The organism is Herbidospora sp. NBRC 101105 (genome assembly GCF_030269205.1).
Classification (GTDB): domain Bacteria; phylum Actinomycetota; class Actinomycetes; order Streptosporangiales; family Streptosporangiaceae; genus Herbidospora; species Herbidospora solisilvae.
In genome coordinates, this window is sequence record NZ_BSSX01000007.1 from 63,346 (window position 1) to 80,995 (window position 17,650).

16 protein-coding genes are annotated in these 17,650 nt (G+C 69.2%); 9 read left to right on the forward strand and 7 right to left on the reverse strand.

Translation table 11 applies throughout. The features are described 5' to 3' along the window. Positions 1-11 precede the first annotated feature (11 nt). Together QSK34_RS27005 and QSK34_RS27010 are read right to left on the reverse strand one after the other, a co-directional pair. Positions 12-3,911, reverse strand: a complete 3,900-nt coding sequence (locus QSK34_RS27005) for a ThuA domain-containing protein (protein ID WP_285587917.1) — start codon at positions 3,909-3,911, stop codon at positions 12-14. A gap of 160 nt (positions 3,912-4,071) precedes the next feature. Next, complete coding sequence (locus tag QSK34_RS27010; protein ID WP_285587918.1) at positions 4,072-5,256, reverse strand: ROK family protein; 1,185 nt, start codon at positions 5,254-5,256, stop codon at positions 4,072-4,074. 102 nt (positions 5,257-5,358) lie between these two features. Between QSK34_RS27010 and QSK34_RS27015 the strand changes: the two genes are divergently transcribed. From QSK34_RS27015 to QSK34_RS27035, 5 genes are all read left to right on the forward strand, one after another. Continuing rightward, positions 5,359-6,909: a sugar ABC transporter ATP-binding protein gene (locus tag QSK34_RS27015; protein WP_285587919.1), complete on the forward strand. Its 1,551-nt coding sequence runs from the start codon at positions 5,359-5,361 to the stop codon at positions 6,907-6,909. An 18-nt stretch (positions 6,910-6,927) separates the two neighbouring features. Further along, positions 6,928-7,983 (forward strand): ABC transporter permease, encoded by a 1,056-nt coding sequence (locus QSK34_RS27020; RefSeq protein ID WP_285587921.1) that lies wholly within the window; start codon positions 6,928-6,930, stop codon positions 7,981-7,983. Positions 7,984-8,073: 90 nt separating this feature from the next. After that, on the forward strand, positions 8,074-9,141 hold the full coding sequence (locus tag QSK34_RS27025) for a substrate-binding domain-containing protein (protein WP_161481770.1): 1,068 nt from the start codon (positions 8,074-8,076) through the stop codon (positions 9,139-9,141). 20 nt (positions 9,142-9,161) lie between these two features. After that, entirely contained in the window at positions 9,162-10,301 is a 1,140-nt protein-coding gene (locus tag QSK34_RS27030) for a Gfo/Idh/MocA family protein (protein ID WP_030456484.1), read from the forward strand. Positions 10,302-10,478: 177 nt separating this feature from the next. Beyond that, entirely contained in the window at positions 10,479-11,483 is a 1,005-nt protein-coding gene (locus QSK34_RS27035; RefSeq protein ID WP_030456485.1) for a sugar phosphate isomerase/epimerase family protein, read from the forward strand. Between the two features lie 199 nt (positions 11,484-11,682). Here QSK34_RS27035 and QSK34_RS27040 read toward each other — a convergent pair whose 3' ends face one another. Next, on the reverse strand, positions 11,683-11,940 hold the full coding sequence (locus QSK34_RS27040; protein ID WP_285587925.1) for a hypothetical protein: 258 nt from the start codon (positions 11,938-11,940) through the stop codon (positions 11,683-11,685). Between the two features lie 18 nt (positions 11,941-11,958). Between QSK34_RS27040 and QSK34_RS27045 the strand changes: the two genes are divergently transcribed. Further along, positions 11,959-12,774 (forward strand): aldo/keto reductase, encoded by an 816-nt coding sequence (locus QSK34_RS27045; RefSeq protein ID WP_285587928.1) that lies wholly within the window; start codon positions 11,959-11,961, stop codon positions 12,772-12,774. On the opposite strand, the gene QSK34_RS27050 is transcribed toward QSK34_RS27045, so the two are convergent. Then, positions 12,771-13,157 (reverse strand): nuclear transport factor 2 family protein, encoded by a 387-nt coding sequence (locus QSK34_RS27050; RefSeq protein ID WP_161481784.1) that lies wholly within the window; start codon positions 13,155-13,157, stop codon positions 12,771-12,773. The genes QSK34_RS27045 and QSK34_RS27050 overlap by 4 nt on opposite strands. An 85-nt stretch (positions 13,158-13,242) precedes the next feature. Beyond that, positions 13,243-13,653 (reverse strand): hypothetical protein, encoded by a 411-nt coding sequence (locus QSK34_RS27055; RefSeq protein ID WP_285587932.1) that lies wholly within the window; start codon positions 13,651-13,653, stop codon positions 13,243-13,245. A gap of 90 nt (positions 13,654-13,743) precedes the next feature. Between QSK34_RS27055 and QSK34_RS27060 the strand changes: the two genes are divergently transcribed. Continuing rightward, positions 13,744-14,256, forward strand: coding sequence for a GNAT family N-acetyltransferase (locus QSK34_RS27060; protein ID WP_285587935.1), 513 nt, complete (start codon positions 13,744-13,746; stop codon positions 14,254-14,256). Next, entirely contained in the window at positions 14,253-14,522 is a 270-nt protein-coding gene (locus tag QSK34_RS27065) for a hypothetical protein (protein WP_285587938.1), read from the forward strand. The genes QSK34_RS27060 and QSK34_RS27065 overlap by 4 nt, the downstream gene beginning before the upstream one ends. A 174-nt stretch (positions 14,523-14,696) precedes the next feature. On the opposite strand, the gene QSK34_RS27070 is transcribed toward QSK34_RS27065, so the two are convergent. Beyond that, positions 14,697-15,362, reverse strand: a complete 666-nt coding sequence (locus tag QSK34_RS27070) for a TetR/AcrR family transcriptional regulator (protein ID WP_285587940.1) — start codon at positions 15,360-15,362, stop codon at positions 14,697-14,699. A 108-nt stretch (positions 15,363-15,470) separates the two neighbouring features. Here QSK34_RS27070 and QSK34_RS27075 point away from each other — a divergent pair, with 108 nt between their 5' ends. Then, on the forward strand, positions 15,471-16,409 hold the full coding sequence (locus QSK34_RS27075) for an SDR family NAD(P)-dependent oxidoreductase (RefSeq protein WP_285587941.1): 939 nt from the start codon (positions 15,471-15,473) through the stop codon (positions 16,407-16,409). A gap of 151 nt (positions 16,410-16,560) precedes the next feature. On the opposite strand, the gene QSK34_RS27080 is transcribed toward QSK34_RS27075, so the two are convergent. Continuing rightward, positions 16,561-17,643, reverse strand: a complete 1,083-nt coding sequence (locus QSK34_RS27080; RefSeq protein ID WP_285587942.1) for a Zn-dependent alcohol dehydrogenase — start codon at positions 17,641-17,643, stop codon at positions 16,561-16,563. Between the last annotated feature and the right edge of the window lie 7 nt (positions 17,644-17,650).

The window sequence follows — 17,650 nt, forward strand, 5'->3', positions numbered from 1 at the left end:
GAGGGGTGGTTCTAGCTGCCGTACACCTCGAACTCCCAGAGCGAGTAGCCCCAGGCCGTGCCGCGTGCCGTGCCGTTGATGCGGACGTACCGGGCGCTGGAGTTCAGCCCCGTGTGGTCGTCGACGCCGCCGTTCTCACCGGTCACCGTCTTGATCGTCGTCCACGTCGTGCCGTTGGGCGAGGTCTGGATCTGGTAGCCGCTGCCGTAGGCGGCCTCCCAGCTCAGTCTCACCCGGCTGATGGCGTAGGTCTGGCCGAGGTCGACCTGGATCCACTGCGGGTCGGAGAACGCGCTCGACCAGCGGGTGGTGCCGGAGCCGTCGACGGCCATCGCCGGGGTGTAGGCGGCCTCCTGGCTGGAGGCGGTGGCCGTCTTGTTCAGGGCGACGTTGGTCGCGGGCGGCGGGTCGGTGGGGCCGCTGCCGCCGTACACCTCGAACTCCCAGAGCGAGTAGCCCCACGCGGTGGCGCGGGTCGTCCCGGTGATGCGGACGTAACGACCGGTGGCGCTCAGGCCGGTGTGGTCGTCGACGCCGCCGTTCTCACCGGTCACGGTCTTGACCGTCGTCCACGTGGAGTTGTTGGTCGAGGTGGCGATCGTGTACGCCGACCCGTAGGCCGCCTCCCAGCTCAGCCGGACCCGGTTGATGTTGTAGGAGGCCCCCAGGTCGACCGTGATCGACTGCGGGTCGGAGAAGGCGCTGGCCCACCGGGTGGTGGCGCTGCCGTCGACCGCGGCCGAACCCGGGTAGGTCGCCGCCTCGGTGCTGGTCACCACGACCGGCTTGTTCAGCGCCAGGTTGTTGCTCGGCGGCGTCACGGTGCCGGTGCCGAAGGTGAAGTCGTCCAGGTCGAACAGGCCGCCGCCGGTCGCGCCCTTGAACACCAGGAAGAGCTGGCCGGTGCTCGTCGGCGGGTTGGTGATCGGGACGGTGACGTCCTGGAAGGTGGCGTAGCCGCCGGTGGCCGGGACCGTGACCGTGGCCACGAGCGGGCCCGTCTGCGAGCCGGTCCGCACCTCCAGCGTGTTGCCGCCCGCCACCGCGCCGACCCGGGCGGTGAACGAGGTCACCCCGCTCAGGTTGTACGGGGTGAACGCGATCCAGTCGTTGTTGTCGATGTAGCCGACCGCCGCGCCGCCGTGCGGAGCCGCGCCGGTCACCGCCTGCACGCCGCTCTGCGACGAGAAGTGCTCGGCCTGGCGCAGCCTCGGCTGGAGCTGGGCCTGGGTGTGCGTGGTCAGGCCGCCGTTGTCGGTGTACTCGGCGTCGATGACGCCGTAGATGTTCGCGGCGGAGTCGTGCTCACCGTCGGTGGTCGTCTGCAGGACGCCCGAGCAGCCGTTCGCGCTGGTCATCGGGTGGCCGTGGGAGTCGTGGCCGAGGATGAAGCTGACCTTGACCCGTGAGCAGGCGATCGTGCCGTCCTCCGGGTCGGTGACGGTCACCGTGAACGGGATCGCGTCGCCGAAGGAGAACAGGCCGCCGTTGACCGGCGTGTTCACCACGACCGTCGGCGCGGTGTTGCCCACGGTGATCACCGTGCTCGCGGAGGAGGCCTTGTTCGTGCTGTCGCGCACGGTCAACGTGGGGTTGTAGGTGCCGTTGGCCGTGTACGTGTACGAAGGGTTCGCCGCCGTCGAGTCGGTCGTGCCGTTGCCGTCGAAGTCCCAGGCCAGCGTGATCGGGTCGCCGTCGGGGTCGACGGTGCCGGCCGAGGAGAAGGCGACCGTCAGCGGCGCGGGGCCGCTCGTCCGGCTGGGGGTGATCACGGCCTTGGGCGCGTGGCCGTCGGCGGCGTACTCGATCCGGTAGAGGGCCGAGTTGCCGTCGCCGTTGAACCAGCCGGTGCCGTAGTCGAGAACGTAGAGCGCGCCGTTCTTGCCGAACTCCATGTCCATGACCTGGGTGCCCGACCACGGGAACGGGTTGATCGTCAGCCACTGCCCGGCCGAGTCGGGCACGATGTTCTTGATCCAGCGGCGGCCGAACTCACCGGCGAAGAAGGTCCCGTCGTAGTAGCGGGGGAACTTCACCGTCGAGGTCGAGGTCGCGTCGTAGCGGTAGACCGGGCCGCCCATCGGCGACAGGCCGCCGCCGGTGAACTCCGGCGGGGTCGAGCCGGTGTAGGGGATCCAGCCGCGCTGCGACGGCGGGAGCGTCGTGATGCCGGTGTTGTTCGGCGAGTTGTTGGTCGGGCCGCCGGCGCAGTTGTACTTCGCGCCCGAGGGGCCTGACGGGAAGGTGTACTCGTTGTACGCGTCGTTGAACGCCGAGCAGTAGGGCCAGCCGTAGAAGCCGGGGCCGGTGATCCGGTCGAAGGAGACCTGGCCGGCCGGGCCGCGGTTCGGGTCGGCGGTGCCCGCGTCGGGACCGTAGTCGCCCAGGTAGACGATGCCGGTCGCCTTGTCGACGCTCATCCGGAACGGGTTGCGGAAGCCCATGGCGTAGATCTCGGGCTTGGTGTTGGCGGTGCCGGGGGCGAACATGTTGCCCGCCGGGATCGTGTACGCCGGGCTGCCCGTCGCCGTCGGCTTGATGCGCAGCACCTTGCCGCGCAGGTCGTTGCTGTTGGCGCTGGTGCGCTGGGCGTCGAACGCCGGGTTGCGGCCGGCCCGCTCGTCGATCGGGGAGAACCCGGCCGAGTCGAACGGGTTGGTGTCGTCACCCGTGGACAGGTAGAGGTTGCCCTGCGCGTCGAAGTCCATGTCGCCGCCCACGTGGCAGCACATGCCACGGCTGGTCGGCACGTCGAGCACGGTCCGCTCGGAGGCGAGGTTGAGCGTGTTGTCGGCGTTCACTGTGAACCGGGACAGGCGGTTCACCCCGTTGAACGGGGCGAGCTGGGCGGCGGTGCCGCTGGCCGGGGCGTCGCCCGCGGGGGTCGACAGCGGCGGCGCGTAGAACAGGTAGATCCACCGGTTGGTGGCGTAGCCGGGGTCGACCGCGACGCCCTGCAGGCCCTCCTCGTCGTGGGTGTAGACGGGGATGGTGGCGGCGATCTTGGTGTTGCCGGCCGCGTCGGTGTAGCGGACCGCGCCGGTGCGGGCGGTGTGGAAGACGCCGCCGTCGGGGGTGACCGACAGGCTCATCGGCTCGCCGACCTCGGCGACGCCCTTGGCCAGCTCGATCTGCTGGAAGTTGCTCGTCACCGTGGCGCCGCAGTCGGCCGCCGCGAAGCCGGCCGCGGTGCGGATGCCGCCGAGCAGGTGGTTGCGGAAGTTGGCGTCGCTGTAGGAGGCGTCGGTGTGCCCCATGCCGGTGTACCAGGAGCGGCCGCCCGCGTAGTCCTGGCACCACGAGATCGGGTGGTCGATGCCCATGCCGCCACCGGAGTAGGTGGTCTCGTCGAGGGTGGCCAGCACGTGGACCTTGCCGCGCGGGTTGGCGCGGTAGCTGTACCACTCGTCGAACCGGCTCCAGCGGTGCGGCAGGTGCGCGGTGGAGGGGTGCACCCGGTCGGAGACCCGCACGGTCGCGGTCTGCTCGGCGGGGTGCTGCTGGAAGTAGGCGCCGACGAGGTTGCCGTACCAGGCCCAGTCGTACTCGGTGTCGGCGGCGGCGTGGACGCCGGCGTAGCCGCCGCCCGCCGCGATGTAGCGCTCGAAGGCGGCCTGCTGGGCGGCGTTGAGCACGTCGCCGGTGGTGGAGAGCCAGATGACCGCCTGGAAGCGGGCCAGGTTGGCGTCGGTGAACTGGGCCGCGTCCTCGGTCGTCTCGACCGTGAAGTTGTTGGCGGCGCCGAGTTGCTGGATGGCGGTGATGCCGGGGCCGATGGAGCCGTGCCGGAAGCCGGCGGTCTTGGAGAAGACCAGGACGCTGAAGTCGGCCGCGTGGGCCGGAGGTGTGGTGACGACCACGCCCGCCAGCACCAATAAGGCGCTTAAGACGACACGGATGAAGGGGCGCACAGGGGCGTTCCTTTCGCAAGGGGGGTGCCGGAACGCGTGCGCCGAACGCGTCAGAGGGGAAGCGCTCTCACCGGTGGGTCAGCGTGCCACCGCTGACCGGATCGAGTGGGACCCGCCCGTAATGTTGCTGCCTTGTCACGAGTCAGTCAAGAGAGCGCTCTCAGGATGAGACGACCAGATCCACCGCTTCCGGGGACAGGACGTGCTCTATGACCATGACGGCCGCGCCGATGATGCCCGCCCGATCACCGAGCTCGGTGGCCCGTATGCTCAGGTGTTGCGTCGCCAGCGGGAGCGATCGGCTGTATATCACCTCTCGCACCCCGGCCAGGATGTGCTCCCCGGCCTCGGCCATGTCTCCACCGATCACTATCACCGACGGATTGAAGAAGTTCACGATCGACGCCAGCACGTCGCCGATCTCGCGCCCGGCCTGCCGCGCGAACTGCACGGCCATCGTGTTGCCCTGCCGCACCAGGTTGACCACGTCGCGGCTGCCGTGGGCCTCGACCCCGGCCGCGTCGAGCTGGTTCGCGATGGCCGCGCCGCTCGCCACCGCTTCGAGACATCCGCTGTTGCCACACCGGCACACAACCTCGTCGCTGGTGGTCACCCTGATGTGCCCGATGTCGCCGGCCGCACCCTGAGCGCCGCGGTGGAGCCGCCGCTCGGAGATGATGCCGCATCCGATGCCGGTGCCGATCTTGACGAACACCAGATGCTCGACGTCACGCCTGGCCGCCCAGTGTTCGCCCAGCGCCATGATGTTGACGTCGTTGTCGACCAGTACCGGTGCCCCGAGGCGAGATCCCAGCCAGTCAGGCACTGGGAACCCATCCCATCCGGGCATTATCGGCGGGTTGACCGGACGGCCGCTGGAATGGGAGACCGGCCCGGGAAGGCCGACACCCACGCCGCAGAGCTCTCCGCCGGTCTCGACGAGCAACTCTTTTAGCGTTACCACCAGCCAGCCGAGGACCTCTTCCGGCCCTCGGTCGATCGGCAGGTCGACCCTGCGCTCGGCCAGGACGGTCGAGGCGAGGTCGGTCACCGCCACTCGTGCGTGGGTCGCCCCGAGATCGGCCGCCGCGACGACCCGGGCGCCCCGGTTGAAGGTGAAGGCGGTCGCGGGCCGCCCTCCGGAAGAGATCGCGTCGTCGGCGGGCACGATCCATTGATGCGAGAGCAGCGCGTCGAGCCGCTGCGAAACCGTGGACCTGGCGAGACCCGTGAGCTGCACGAGCTCGGCCCGAGTGCGGGCCTGGCCGTCACGAAGGATCGAGAGCAGTGCTCCCGCTCCGGTGACCGAGCCGCTGGACTCGCTCAGCATCCCCTGAGTCAACATCGCCTCCCTTCACCGCATCCGATGATTCCAGATCTCATTATGACATCAGGACATCCACTTTTGCTTGACCGTCAGCATAAGTCGTCCTTAGCATCCGGAAACATGGAGGACATAAGCCGGGAGCAGTCGGAAACCCCGTCGTTGCTCGCAATGCGGGACATCGTCAAGCAGTTCCCCGGCGTGCGTGCGCTCGACGGCGTGGACCTCGACGTCCGTGCCGGAGAGGTCCACTGTCTATTGGGACAGAACGGGGCCGGGAAGTCGACCCTCATCAAGGTGCTCGCGGGCGCCCACCAGCCGGACTCCGGCGAGGTGCTGATGAACGGCGAACCGGTGAAACTGACGACACCGACGGCCGCTATGAAGCTGGGCGTCGCCACGATCTATCAGGAGCTCGACCTCGTCGACGGCCTCAGCGTCGCCGAGAACGTGTTCCTCGGGCACGAGCACGCCACGATGGGATTCACCCGCCGGAGCGCGACCAACGCCGCCACCAGGAAGATCCTCGAACGACTCGGGCACGGCGAGATCCGCCCGACGACCGAAGTGGGCCGCCTCTCCCCGGCCGGCAAGCAGGTCGTCTCCATGGCGCGGGCGCTGTCGCACGACGCGCGGATCATCGTCATGGACGAGCCCTCGGCCGCGCTGGCGCACGACGAGGTGAGCAACCTCTTCCGGATCATCCGGGAGGTCACCGCCCAGGGCGTCGCCGTCATCTACATCTCCCACCGCCTGGAGGAGATCCGCGAGATCGGCGACCGGGTCACCGTGCTGAAGGACGGCCGCACCGTCGCGGTCGGTCTGCCCGCGAAGGACACCCCCACGAACAAGGTCGTGTCGCTGATGACCGGCCGCAACGTCGAATACGTGTTCCCGCCGCGCCCTGACGGCGGCTTCGGGGACGAGATCCTCAAGATCGAGAACTGCTCCGTGGCCGGCATGGTCCGCGACGTGACGTTCTCGGTCCGGGCCGGCGAGATCGTCGGCCTCGCGGGACTGGTCGGCTCCGGCCGCTCGGAGATCATCGAGGCCGTGTACGGCGCCCGGAGGTTCGCCGGCAAGATCACGCTGAACGGCGAGGTCGTCAAGGCCGGGAACACCACCCGGAGCGTCGGGCTCGGCATGGGCCTGGCCCCCGAAGAGCGCAAGGCCCAGGGCCTCCTCCTCGGCCAGAGCGTCGCCCGCAACATCACCATGGCGAGCATGGAGCGTTACTCCACCTTCGGGTGGATCAACCGCAAGAAGGAGGCGGAGGAGGCCGCGCACCTGGTGAAGGCGCTCGACATCCGCCCGCCCGACCCCAACCGGGTCATCAAGACCCTCTCCGGCGGCAACCAGCAGAAGGCGGTCATCGGCCGCTGGCTGGTCGGAGAGGGCCGCAAGCTGCTGCTGCTCGATGAGCCGACCCGCGGTGTCGACGTCGGCGCCCGCGCCGAGATCTACGCCCTCATCCGCAAGCTGGCCGACGAAGGCGTCGGTGTGTTGCTGGTCTCCAGCGAGGTCCCCGAGGTCCTCGGCCTCGCCGACCGCGTGCTGGTGATCCGCGAAGGCCGCATCGTCCGAGAGGCCGGCGCCGGGGAGCTCGATGAGCACACCGTGCTGGACCTCGTCATGGACGCCCATCCCGTGACGTCCGCCCCCTCCCACGACTGATCTGCAGGAGTCCGTTCCATGACAGAGGTGAATCCGCAACAGGTGTCCGCACCCAAGGCGGACGAAACCGGCAAGGCGAAGGCCCACGCGGCCGTCGCCACACCTTCCGGCGGCGGACCGCGACTCGGCCTCGGCGCCATCGGCGAGATCCCCCACATCGGCCTCGTGCTGGCCCTGGTGATCCTGGCCGCCGTCGGTCTCATCACGGTGCCCGACACCTTCGCCACCGGGTCGAACATGGTGTCGATCCTGGCCCTGGCCTCGACCATCGGCGTCATCACCGTCGGCGCGACGTTCGTCATCATCGGCGGCGGCATCGACCTGTCGGTCGGCGCGGTGATGGCCCTGGCCTCGGTCTGGGCCACCACGCTGGCGACCCAGGCCTACGGGCCGTGGGTGATGATGATCTGCGCCATCCTGGTAGGAACCGGCGCCGGACTGCTCAACGGCTTCCTGATCTCGTACGGGCGGATGGTGCCCTTCATCGCCACGCTGGCGATGCTGGTGGCCGCCCGTGGCCTGGCCCAGCGCATGTCCGAGCGGCGCACCCAGCTGGTGCAGCCGGACAACTCGCTGATCGTCGACCTGTCGACCACTCGCATCCTCGGCCTGCCGCTGCTGGTCTACGTCTTCGCCGTGGTCGTCATCATCGGCTGGCTGATCCTCAACCGCACCACCTTCGGCCGCCGCACCTACGCCGTCGGCGGCAACCCCGAGGCCGCCCGGCTGGCCGGCATCAACGTGCGACGCCACACGATGATGCTCTACGCCCTGTCCGGGTTCTGCTGCGGCATCGCCGCGATCATCATCATGGCGCGCACCACGACCGGGTCGTCCACCCACGGCGACCTGTACGAGCTGGACGCGATCGCCGCGGTCATCATCGGCGGCACGCTTCTGACCGGTGGGCGGGGCACCATCGTGGGCGCCATCCTCGGTCTGCTCATCTTCACCGTGATCACCAACCTCTTCATCCTGAATGGGCTGAACACCAGTGACCAGCTCATCGCCAAGGGTCTGATCATCGTGGCCGCCGTTCTCCTTCAGCGGCGCAGCCTCAAAGCAAGTACATAGCAAGTTCTCACCCCCCGCTGGGCCGCGGCATCCGTACCGCCGCTGCCCGGGTTCCCCACTGCCGGAAATCAACTCCTCAAGGAGAACAACATGACCCAGACCCCGGGTCGCCGCGGATTCCTCCTCGGCGGTGCCGTCATCGGCGCCGGTGCGCTCGTTTCGGCCTGCACCAGCAACGAGCCGGCCGCGGCTCCGGCCGCCACCACGGGTGCCGCCGCCCCCGCCCCGGCCCCGGCCGGCGGGAACGACGCCCCTGGCGACAAGGTCGTCATCGGCTTCTCGGCCCCCGCCGCCGACCACGGCTGGATCGCGGCCATCGCCAAGAACGCCGCCGACGCCGCCAAGCAGTACTCCGATGTCGAGTTCAAGGCCGTCGAGCCGACCAACGACATCAACCAGCAGATCTCCGCCGTCGAGACGCTGATCGCCGCCAAGGTCAACGTCATCGTCATGCTGCCGAACGACGGCGCCCAGCTGAACCAGATCGCCCGCACGGCCACCGACGCCGGCATCCCGGTCGTCAACCTCGACCGCGTGTTCCCGGACAAGCTGTCGTACCGGACCTGGATCGGCGGCGACAACTACGGCATGGGCGTGGCCGCCGGCCACTTCATCGGCAAGCGCCTCAAGGACGCCGGGACCTCCAACCCGGTCATCCTCGAGATCCAGGGCATCGCCACGCTGCCGCTGACCCAGGACCGCAGCAAGGGCTTCGAGGACGCCCTCAAGAGCTACGGCTTCTCGGTGACCGCCAAGCAGGACGCGCAGTTCACCGTCGAGTCGGGCACCGAGGTCGCCGCCAACCTGCTCCAGGCGCACCCGAAGATCGACGCCATCTGGAACCACGACGACGACCAGGGCATCGGCGTGCTGGCCGCCATCAAGGAGGCCAACCGCTCCGAGTTCTTCATGGTCGGCGGCGCCGGTTCGGCCAACGCCATGCGTGACATCCAGGCGGACTCGGGCGTCCTCAAGGCGACGGTCACCTACTCGCCCACCATGGCCGCCTCCGCGATCAAGCTCGCCCGCCTGATCGCGCAGGGCAAGGGCATGAGCGACCTTCTGGAGCACCAGGTCCCGCAGTCCATCACCCTGGCCTCCGAGACCATCACGAAGGAGAACGCCGCCGAGTACCTGCCGCTGGGCTTCGAGTCGTGAAGCCGGTCATCGGGGTTGGCATGGTTGGGTACGCGTTCATGGGACGCGTGCACTCCCAGGCCTGGCGCAGCGTCGGTGCGTTCTTCGACCTGCCGGTCAAGCCGTCCATGGCGGTCCTGTCCGGCCGGTCGCGGGCGAACACCGAGGCGGCCGCCGAGTCCATGGGCTGGGCGTCCGTCGAGACGGACTGGAAGGAACTCGTCAAGCGCGACGACGTGCATTTGGTCGACATCTGCACGCCCGGCGACTCGCACGCCGAGATCGCCATCGCCGCACTTGAGGCGGGCAAGCACGTGCTGTGCGAGAAGCCCCTGGCCAACACCGTCGAGGAGGCGGAGGCCATGGCCGCCGCCGCCCGCGCGGCCGCGGCCCGGGGTGTGCGCAGCATGGTGGCCTTCAACTACCGGCGTGTCCCCGCCGTCGCGCTGGCCCGCCAGCTCGTCGCCGAGGGCCGTCTCGGGACCATCCGTCACGTCCGCGCCCAGTACCTCCAGGACTGGATCGTCGACCCCGAGTTCCCGCTCGTCTGGCGTCTGCAGAAGGACAAGGCCGGATCGGGCGCGCTCGGTGACATCGGCGCGCACATCATCGACACCGCGCAGTTCATCCTCGGTGAACACCTGACGGGCGTCTCGGCCATCACCGAGACGTTCATCAAGGAGCGGCCCCTCGCCGACGCCTCCGCCGGGCTCTCCGCCCAGGGCGGCGCCGAGATGGGCCAGGTCACTGTGGACGACGCCGCGATCTTCACCGGCCGCTTCGGCGGCGGCGCCATCGCCTCCTTCGAGGCCACGCGCTTCGCCACCGGCCGCAAGAACGCGCTGCGCATCGAGGTCAACGGGTCGCTCGGCAGCATCTCGTTCGACTTCGAGTCGCTCAACGAGTTGTGGTTCCACGACCACACGCTGGCCGCGGAGGAAGGTGGATTCCGGCGGGTGCTCGTCACCGAGGCCGGTCACCCCTACGCGGGCGCGTGGTGGCCCCCGGGCCACGGACTCGGCTACGAGAACACGTTCACCCACGAGGTGAAGGACTTCCTGGAGGCCATCTCGGCCGGGGCGGACCCCACGCCCTCGTTCGACGACGGACTCCAAGTGCAGAAGGTGCTCGACGCGGTCGAGCGCAGCGCCGGCGACGACAGCCGCTGGACGACTGTCTAAGACCACGCACACCTTTTCGGGGGGACCGGGGTTCCCGGCCGCCCGGAACGCGACCGGCACGGTCGCGTGTACGCCGTCGCGCCGAGGCGACGTACACGTGAGTGCCACCCGAGCCGTTTCGCGTTCCGGGCGGAAGGGGCAGACCCCATCCCAGGAGACTGACGGAGACTGACGACGATGACGCGACCGATCACCCTCTTCACCGGCCAGTGGGCCGACCTGCCCTTCGAGGAGGTCTGCCGCCTCGCCTCCGAATGGGGCTACGAAGGCCTCGAGATCGCCACGTGGGGCGACCACCTGGAGATCGACAAGGCCCTGAGCGACCCCGGGTACGTCAAGCGCAAGCTCGAGACCCTGGAGAAGTACAACCTCAAGGTCTGGACGATCTCCAACCACCTGATCAGCCAGGCCATCTGCGACCACCCGATCGACGAGCGCCACAAGGGCATCCTGCCCTCGCGCCTGTGGTCGGACGACGCCGAGCAGGTCCGGCAGAACGCCGCCGAGGAGACCAAGAACACCGCCCGCGTCGCCGCCCTCCTGGGCGCCAACACCGTGGTCGGCTTCACCGGCTCCTCCATCTGGCACACCGTGGCCATGTTCCCGCCGGCCAGCCAGGCCATGATCGACCGCGGGTACGAGGACTTCGCCGAGCGCTTCAACCCCATCCTCGACGTGTTCGAGCAGGAGGGTGTGCGCTTCGCCCACGAGGTCCACCCGAGCGAGATCGCCTACGACTACCACACCACGGTCAAGACCCTGGAGGCGATCAACCACCGGGCGTCCTTCGGCCTCAACTGGGACCCGTCGCACATGGTGTGGCAGCAGCTCGACCCGGCCGGCTTCATCCTCGACTTCGCCGACCGGATCTACCACGTCGACTGCAAGGACGCCAAGGTCCGCATCGGCGACGGCCGCCGCGGCATCCTGTCGTCCCACCTGGCCTGGGCCGACCCCAAGCGCGGCTGGGACTTCGTCTCCACCGGCCGCGGCGACGTGCCGTGGGAGGACTGCTTCCGCGCCCTCAACCACATCGGCTACGACGGCCCCATCTCCATCGAGTGGGAGGACGCCGGCATGGACCGCCTCATGGGCGCGCCCGAGGCCCTGGCGTACATCTCCAAGCTCAACGCGATCACCCCGCCGGCGGCGGCGTTCGACGCCGCTTTCAGCTCCGAGTGATCATCTGAACGAGGCAGGTCTGCGTTTCCGAGGTCAGGAGCGCAGACCTGTCTTTTTGCCGCGCCTCCGGCGCGGCGGCTCGGCCGCCTTCATGTCCGGGCCTTCCCTCGTCGCTCCGGCTCGCTTCGCTCACCTGCGCTCCTCAGTCCAGGCCCGGACGCGGCCTCGCAATTCCCCCATACGACTGTGTCTTCAATATTCACGTGAGGGTCGGGTCTCCCAGAACGGCTCCTGGGGTTTGTCGTTGTGGACGATGATGCTCGGCCGACACGAGGACGCGCAGGTCCCACCGGTCGATCAGCTCCGGGCGCATGAGGAAGACGCCGTCGAAGACCAGCACGGCGTCGGGGGCGGCCGTGGCGGACTGCGGTCCACGGTGATGTTCAGCCCACCCGATCAATGTGGCGACCACGACGGTCTGCCCGCGTGACCGCTCGCGATTCGCCCGTACGACCATGGAGTCATGGATACTCACGTGACTCTCAATACCGGCCACTCCATGCCCCTCGTCGGGCTCGGCACATATCCCCTCCAGGGGCGGCGGGCCACCGAGGCCGTGCTCACCGCCGTCGACGCCGGGTACCGGCTGCTGGACACCGCCGCCAGTTATGGGAATGAGGTGGCCGTCGGAGCGGGGGTGCGCGAGTCGGGGCTGCCGCGGAAGGACTTCTTCGTCACCACCAAGCTGCGGGGTGAGGACCATGGGGCCGCCAAGGCGCGGGCTGCGCTTGAGGGCTCGCTGGAGCGCCTCGGGCTCGACTATGTCGACCTCTACCTGATCCACTGGCCGTTGCCCCGGCTGGGGCTCTACGTCGAGACCTATGCCGCGTTGCTCGAACTGGCGCGTGAAGGGTTGATCCGGTCGGTCGGGGTGTCGAACTTCACGCCTGAACACCTGCATGCCGTGGTGAAGGAGACCGGGGTGCAGCCGGCGGTGAACCAGCGGCAGGTGTCGCCCACCCACGCCCAGGTGGCCCATGTCGAGGCCACACGGGGTGAGGAGACCGTGCTGCAGGCCTGGAGTCCGCTGGAGCGCAACACCGGCATCCTGGAGCATCCCGTGATCGTCGACATCGCCGGGCGGGTCGGGAAGGCGCCCTCGCAGGTGGTGTTGCGGTGGCTGCTCGATCGGGGGATCGCCGTGGTGCCCAAGTCGGGGGACCCTCAGCGGCAGCGGGAGAACATCGACGTGTTCGACTTCCACCTCGACGCCGCCGACGTCGCGGCGATCACCGCGCTCGACACCGGGAAGCCGGTCAGGCTCGACCCGGAGACCTGGGAGGAGTTCTAGATCGTCGTCACCACCGAGCCCTGGACCGAGTAGAGGGGCGCCAGGTCGACGAAGATGCGGTAGTCGGTGATCAGGCCGTCGTCGCCGCGGGTCCAGATCGAGACGGCCACCACGCTGACCTCGCTGTCGTCGAGCCGGGTGTAGGTCACCTCGGTCTCGGCGACGGTGTCGGCCCCGACCGTCCAGGCGCGGACGATCCGGTGCCGCAGGCCGCCGATGGTGGAGAAGAAGCCGCGTAAGCCGGTGGCGATCGCCTCGCGGCCCTTGTTGGCGTCGGCGTTGCCGAACTTCAGCGTGCCGTCCTCGGCGAACAGTTGCACGAACTCGTCGGGGTCGAACGCGTCGACAACGTCGAAGACGCGCCGCGCCTCATCGTCGGACATACCGATCCTCCCTCACGTGATCACGGGCACTGAGGGGGACGATACGGGGCTGTACGCCCGGTGAACCCTGTCGCCGAGGTGGGTTTCACGATCCCCCGGACGCCCACCGCTCCCAGTCGCCCGCCGGTCGCTCCCTCATCTCGGCCCAGAGGGCCCCGGCCTCGGCGGGGTCCGTTCGCAACACCCCCGCCAGCCGCTCCGCGTTGCCGCCCGAGGCCATGAAGGCGCGGATGGCGGCGGTGCGGATGGCGTCCAGGCGCGACTTGAGACGGTCGACGTCCCGCAGGGCGGTCGCCCAGTCTCCCTGGACGGGCGCGGGAGAGCCCGGATCGCGGGAGTTGGTCCCGGTCCGGAGCATTCCCAGGGCCCAAAGATGACTGTCGAGGGCCTCGGCCATCAGTCGCGGCTCACTCTGCATGGCCTCGGCCTCGGCGGGGGTCAGCCGGATGGTGATCTCCAGGCCGCCGTCGTCGGCGGGCCGGGTGGACATGGTCATCGCTGCTCCAGGGGACATGTGCGGGTATGTGCTGGGGCGATATACTTCGACCATTGTCTGCCTCTCCGGTGCGCCGGGGAGGCTTTTTTCATGCCCTCAGGAGCCCTCGTGCACGTCCGCCCCGCCACCGCCGCCGACCGGCCCACGGTCGAGCGCCTCTGGCTGATGTTCCGCCATGACATGTCCGAGTTCGTCGGCGCCCTCCCCAACCCCGACGGCACCTTCCGCAGCGAACGCCTCGACGCCGCCTTCACCGACCCCGACTGGGCTCCCTACCTGATCGAACGAGACCACGCCCCACTCGGCTTCGCCTTCGTCCGGGCGCTGAACGCCCCGACGAGGGTCCTGAACAGCTTCTTCGTCGTACGCGCCGCCCGCCGTTCGGGCATCGGCCTGCGCGCCGTGAGCGACGTCGTCGCGCGGCACCCGGGGGCGTGGGACGTCGCCTTCCAGGACGTCAACCGCCCCGCCGTCGCCTTCTGGCGCCGCGCCGCCACGACGCTCGCCGGCCAGGCCTGGACGGAGGAACGCCGCCCGGTGCCGGGCCGGCCCGACCTGCCGCCGGACGTCTGGATCTCCTTCACGTGTCGGCCCGGCAAATGAGCGCCCGGTTCGGCAGCCTTCCCGAAGGATGGACCCTGACTCGTGTCGCCCAGGTCGCCGGGGCCGAGGAGGCCGTGCTGATGCCGCTCGACACGCCGGTCTTCCTGGGCGACACACCCGTCCGGCCGTCGTTGATCATCCAGGTCGGCGGACTGTGCGTGGTGTGTGACGACGACTACCTCGTCGGAGATATGGACGACTCGGGTGTCATCTCGTGCTGGGCCTCCTACGGCGACGATCTGGCGGACGTGCTGCGCGGCCTCTGACCGCCCATCACAACAAGGCAGGACGATTTGCCGGAGGATCTCGCCGCTCCTCAGCGCCGTTCATGCTTTCCAGCTCGAAGCAGGTGACGGCCGGCTACAGGTCAGAGACATCGCGCCCGAAGCCAGCGGAGGAGCCGCTGATGAGCGCTTTTGGGCTGTCCGCTGGAACGCCGGTCAGCCGCGGGGCAGTACGCCCAGAAGGGTCGCGGTCACGGCCAGCTGCAAGGAATCCTTCAGCTCCAAGTGGAACCGGGCCAGCTCGGGCTCGGCCTGATAGGCCGCCTGGAGGCTGGGCGGAGGTGTGCTGTACGCCGACAACGCGCCGGCCATGACCATGGTCTGCAGGCTGAACATCGTCGCGTTCTCGCCCAACTCCGGCAGGTACCTGCAGATCAGCGCGGTCATGGTCGCCAGGCGGTCCAGGGAGGCCCGCTTGTAACGGGCCACGACCTCGACGGACACGTTGTGTTCCAGGACGCCGCCCTGAGCCCCGAAGAGGTCACACAGCACCACCCGGCCGGACAGGGACCGGCTGAGGATCTCGGCCACCGCCGCCGCCCGCTCGGCCATCGGCAGCTTTTCGTCGACGCCGTCGGCGAACTTGCCTGCCAGTTCCGTCAACCACTCCTGCAGGAACCGGTCCAGCAGTTCCAGCAGCACCGCCTCGCGAGACTCGAAGTAACGCAACACGTTCGGCTTCGCCAGACCCACCCGCCGGCTGAGCTCGTTCAGGGTGACCGCGGCCACGGGCATCTCGTCGAGCATCGCCGACGCCATGTCGAGGATCGCCTGCCGGCGGATCTCCCGCTGCTCTTCGGTTCGCGCCCGCTGAAAAGTCACATCACCACCCTAATTTAAGTACCTGCGGTACGTTGACAACATACCGCAGGTACTTTAGCGTGATCCACACAAGATACCTTTGGTACGTTAACCGGTGAGGGGCTCTGCATGAGCGAGAAGTGGACGACGGCGAACATCCCCGACCAGCACGGGCGGGTGGCCGTGGTGACCGGGGCCAACACCGGACTGGGATACGAGACCGCCAAGGCGCTCGCCGAGCGTGGAGCCTCAGTGGTGCTCGCCGTGCGGAACGTCGAAAAGGGCGAGCAGGCCGCGGCCCGCATGACCGGCGACGTGACCGTACAGGCGCTGGACCTGACCTCGCTCGACTCCGTCCGCACCGCGGCGGCGGCGCTGCGGAGCCGACTCGACCGGATCGACCTGCTGATCAACAACGCCGGCGTGATGTACACCCCGAGGCAGACCACCCGAGACGGCTTCGAGATGCAGTTCGGCACCAACCACCTCGGCCACTTCGCGTTCACCGGCCTGCTGCTGGACCTGATGCTGCCGGTGCCCGGCTCGCGCGTGGTGACGGTCAGCAGCACCGGCCACCGCATCCGGGCCGCGATCCACTTCGACGACCTGCAGTGGGAGCGGTCGTACAGCCGGGTCGCCGCCTACGGTCAGGCCAAGCTGGCCAACCTGATGTTCACCTACGAGCTGCAGCGCCGGCTGGCCCCGCACGGCACCACCGTCGCACTGGCCGCGCACCCCGGCGTCTCCAGCACCGAGCTCGCCCGCAACACCCCCACGGCCCTCCGGCTTCCCATCAACTGGCTCGCGCCGCTGATCACCCAGACGCCGGCGATGGGCGCGCTGCCGACCCTGCGCGCAGCCACCGACCCCGGTGCGTTCGGCGGCCAGTACTACGGTCCCGGCGGACGCAACCAGATCACGGGTTACCCCCGGCTGGTCACCTCCAGCCCGGAGTCGTACGAGGTGGCCGTCCAGCAACGGCTGTGGACCGTCTCGGAGAACCTCACCGGCGTGCGGTTCCCCGTCGCTCGGTCCAAGCAGCCCTCCGGACCGGCCATCACGATGTAATGGTGACCCAGCGCCGCCGAGCAGGCGCGCCAGACGCCGGCGTCCATGGTGACGAGTTGTTCGGCGTAGTCGGCCATACCCGGATCCACCGTGAGGGTGATGCGTCGCTGGGTGTCGCTCACACCCGGGCTCATACCGTGGGGCCGGCGGGTCAGAGCAGGACGATCTGGCGGAGGACCTCGCCGCTCCTCAGCGCCGTCACCGCGTCGTTCAGGTCGGTGAGCTGGATGCGGGAGCTGATCATGCTCTCCAGGTCGAGCTTGCCCGCCTTGTACAGCCCCGCGAAGAACGGGAAGTCGCGCCGGACGTCGCTGCCCCCGTACAGGGAGCTGAGGAGGTTCTTGCCGTCGAACAGGAGGCTGAAGGCGTTCAGGGGAACCATGTCGTCCATCGCCCCGGCGCCGACCACGATCACGTCGCCGCCGCGGCGGGTGGCCTGCCAGGCGGTCATGATGGCCTGGGACTTGCCGACGACCTCGAAACCGTAGTCGAAGCCCTGGCCGCCGGTCAGTGTGGTGATGGCGTCCATGAGCTGGTCGGGGGTGCAGGCGTGGGTGGCGCCGACCTTCTTGGCCAGGTCGTGCTTGGACTCCAGGGGGTCGATCGCCAGGATCGTGGTCGCGCCGGAGATGCGGGCGCCCTGGATCACCGACAGGCCCACGCCGCCGCAGCCGACCACGGCCACCGACGTGCCGGGGCGGACCTTGGCGGTGTTGAGGGCGGCGCCGACGCCCGTGGTGATGCCGCAGCCGATCAGGGCCGCCATCTCGAACGGGACGTCCGCGTCGACCTTGATCGCGCCGCCGGCGGGGACCACGATCTCCTCGGCCCACGTGCCGCAGCCGGCCATGCCGAAGGCGGGCTTGTCGCCGTCGAACTTGAAGCCGGGCTCGGTGAAGCCGCGGACGACCGAGGTCATGCACAGGTGCGGCTGGCCATGGGAGCAGCTCGGGCACGACCCGCAGGCGGGGGTCCAGTTGATGATCACGTGGTCCCCGGGCGCGACGCTCGTCACGTGGTCGCCGACCTCGACGACCTCACCGGCCCCCTCGTGGCCCGGCACCAGCGGCGCGGGCTGGGGGAGCACCCCCGAGATGGCCGACAGGTCCGAGTGGCAGACGCCGGTCGCCCTGATCCGGACCCGGACGTCTGATGGGCCGACCGGGATGAGGGTCAGGTCGTCGCGGATGTCGAGCTTGTCCGCGCCGATGGTGTGCAGCAGAGCGCCGCGCATGGGAACC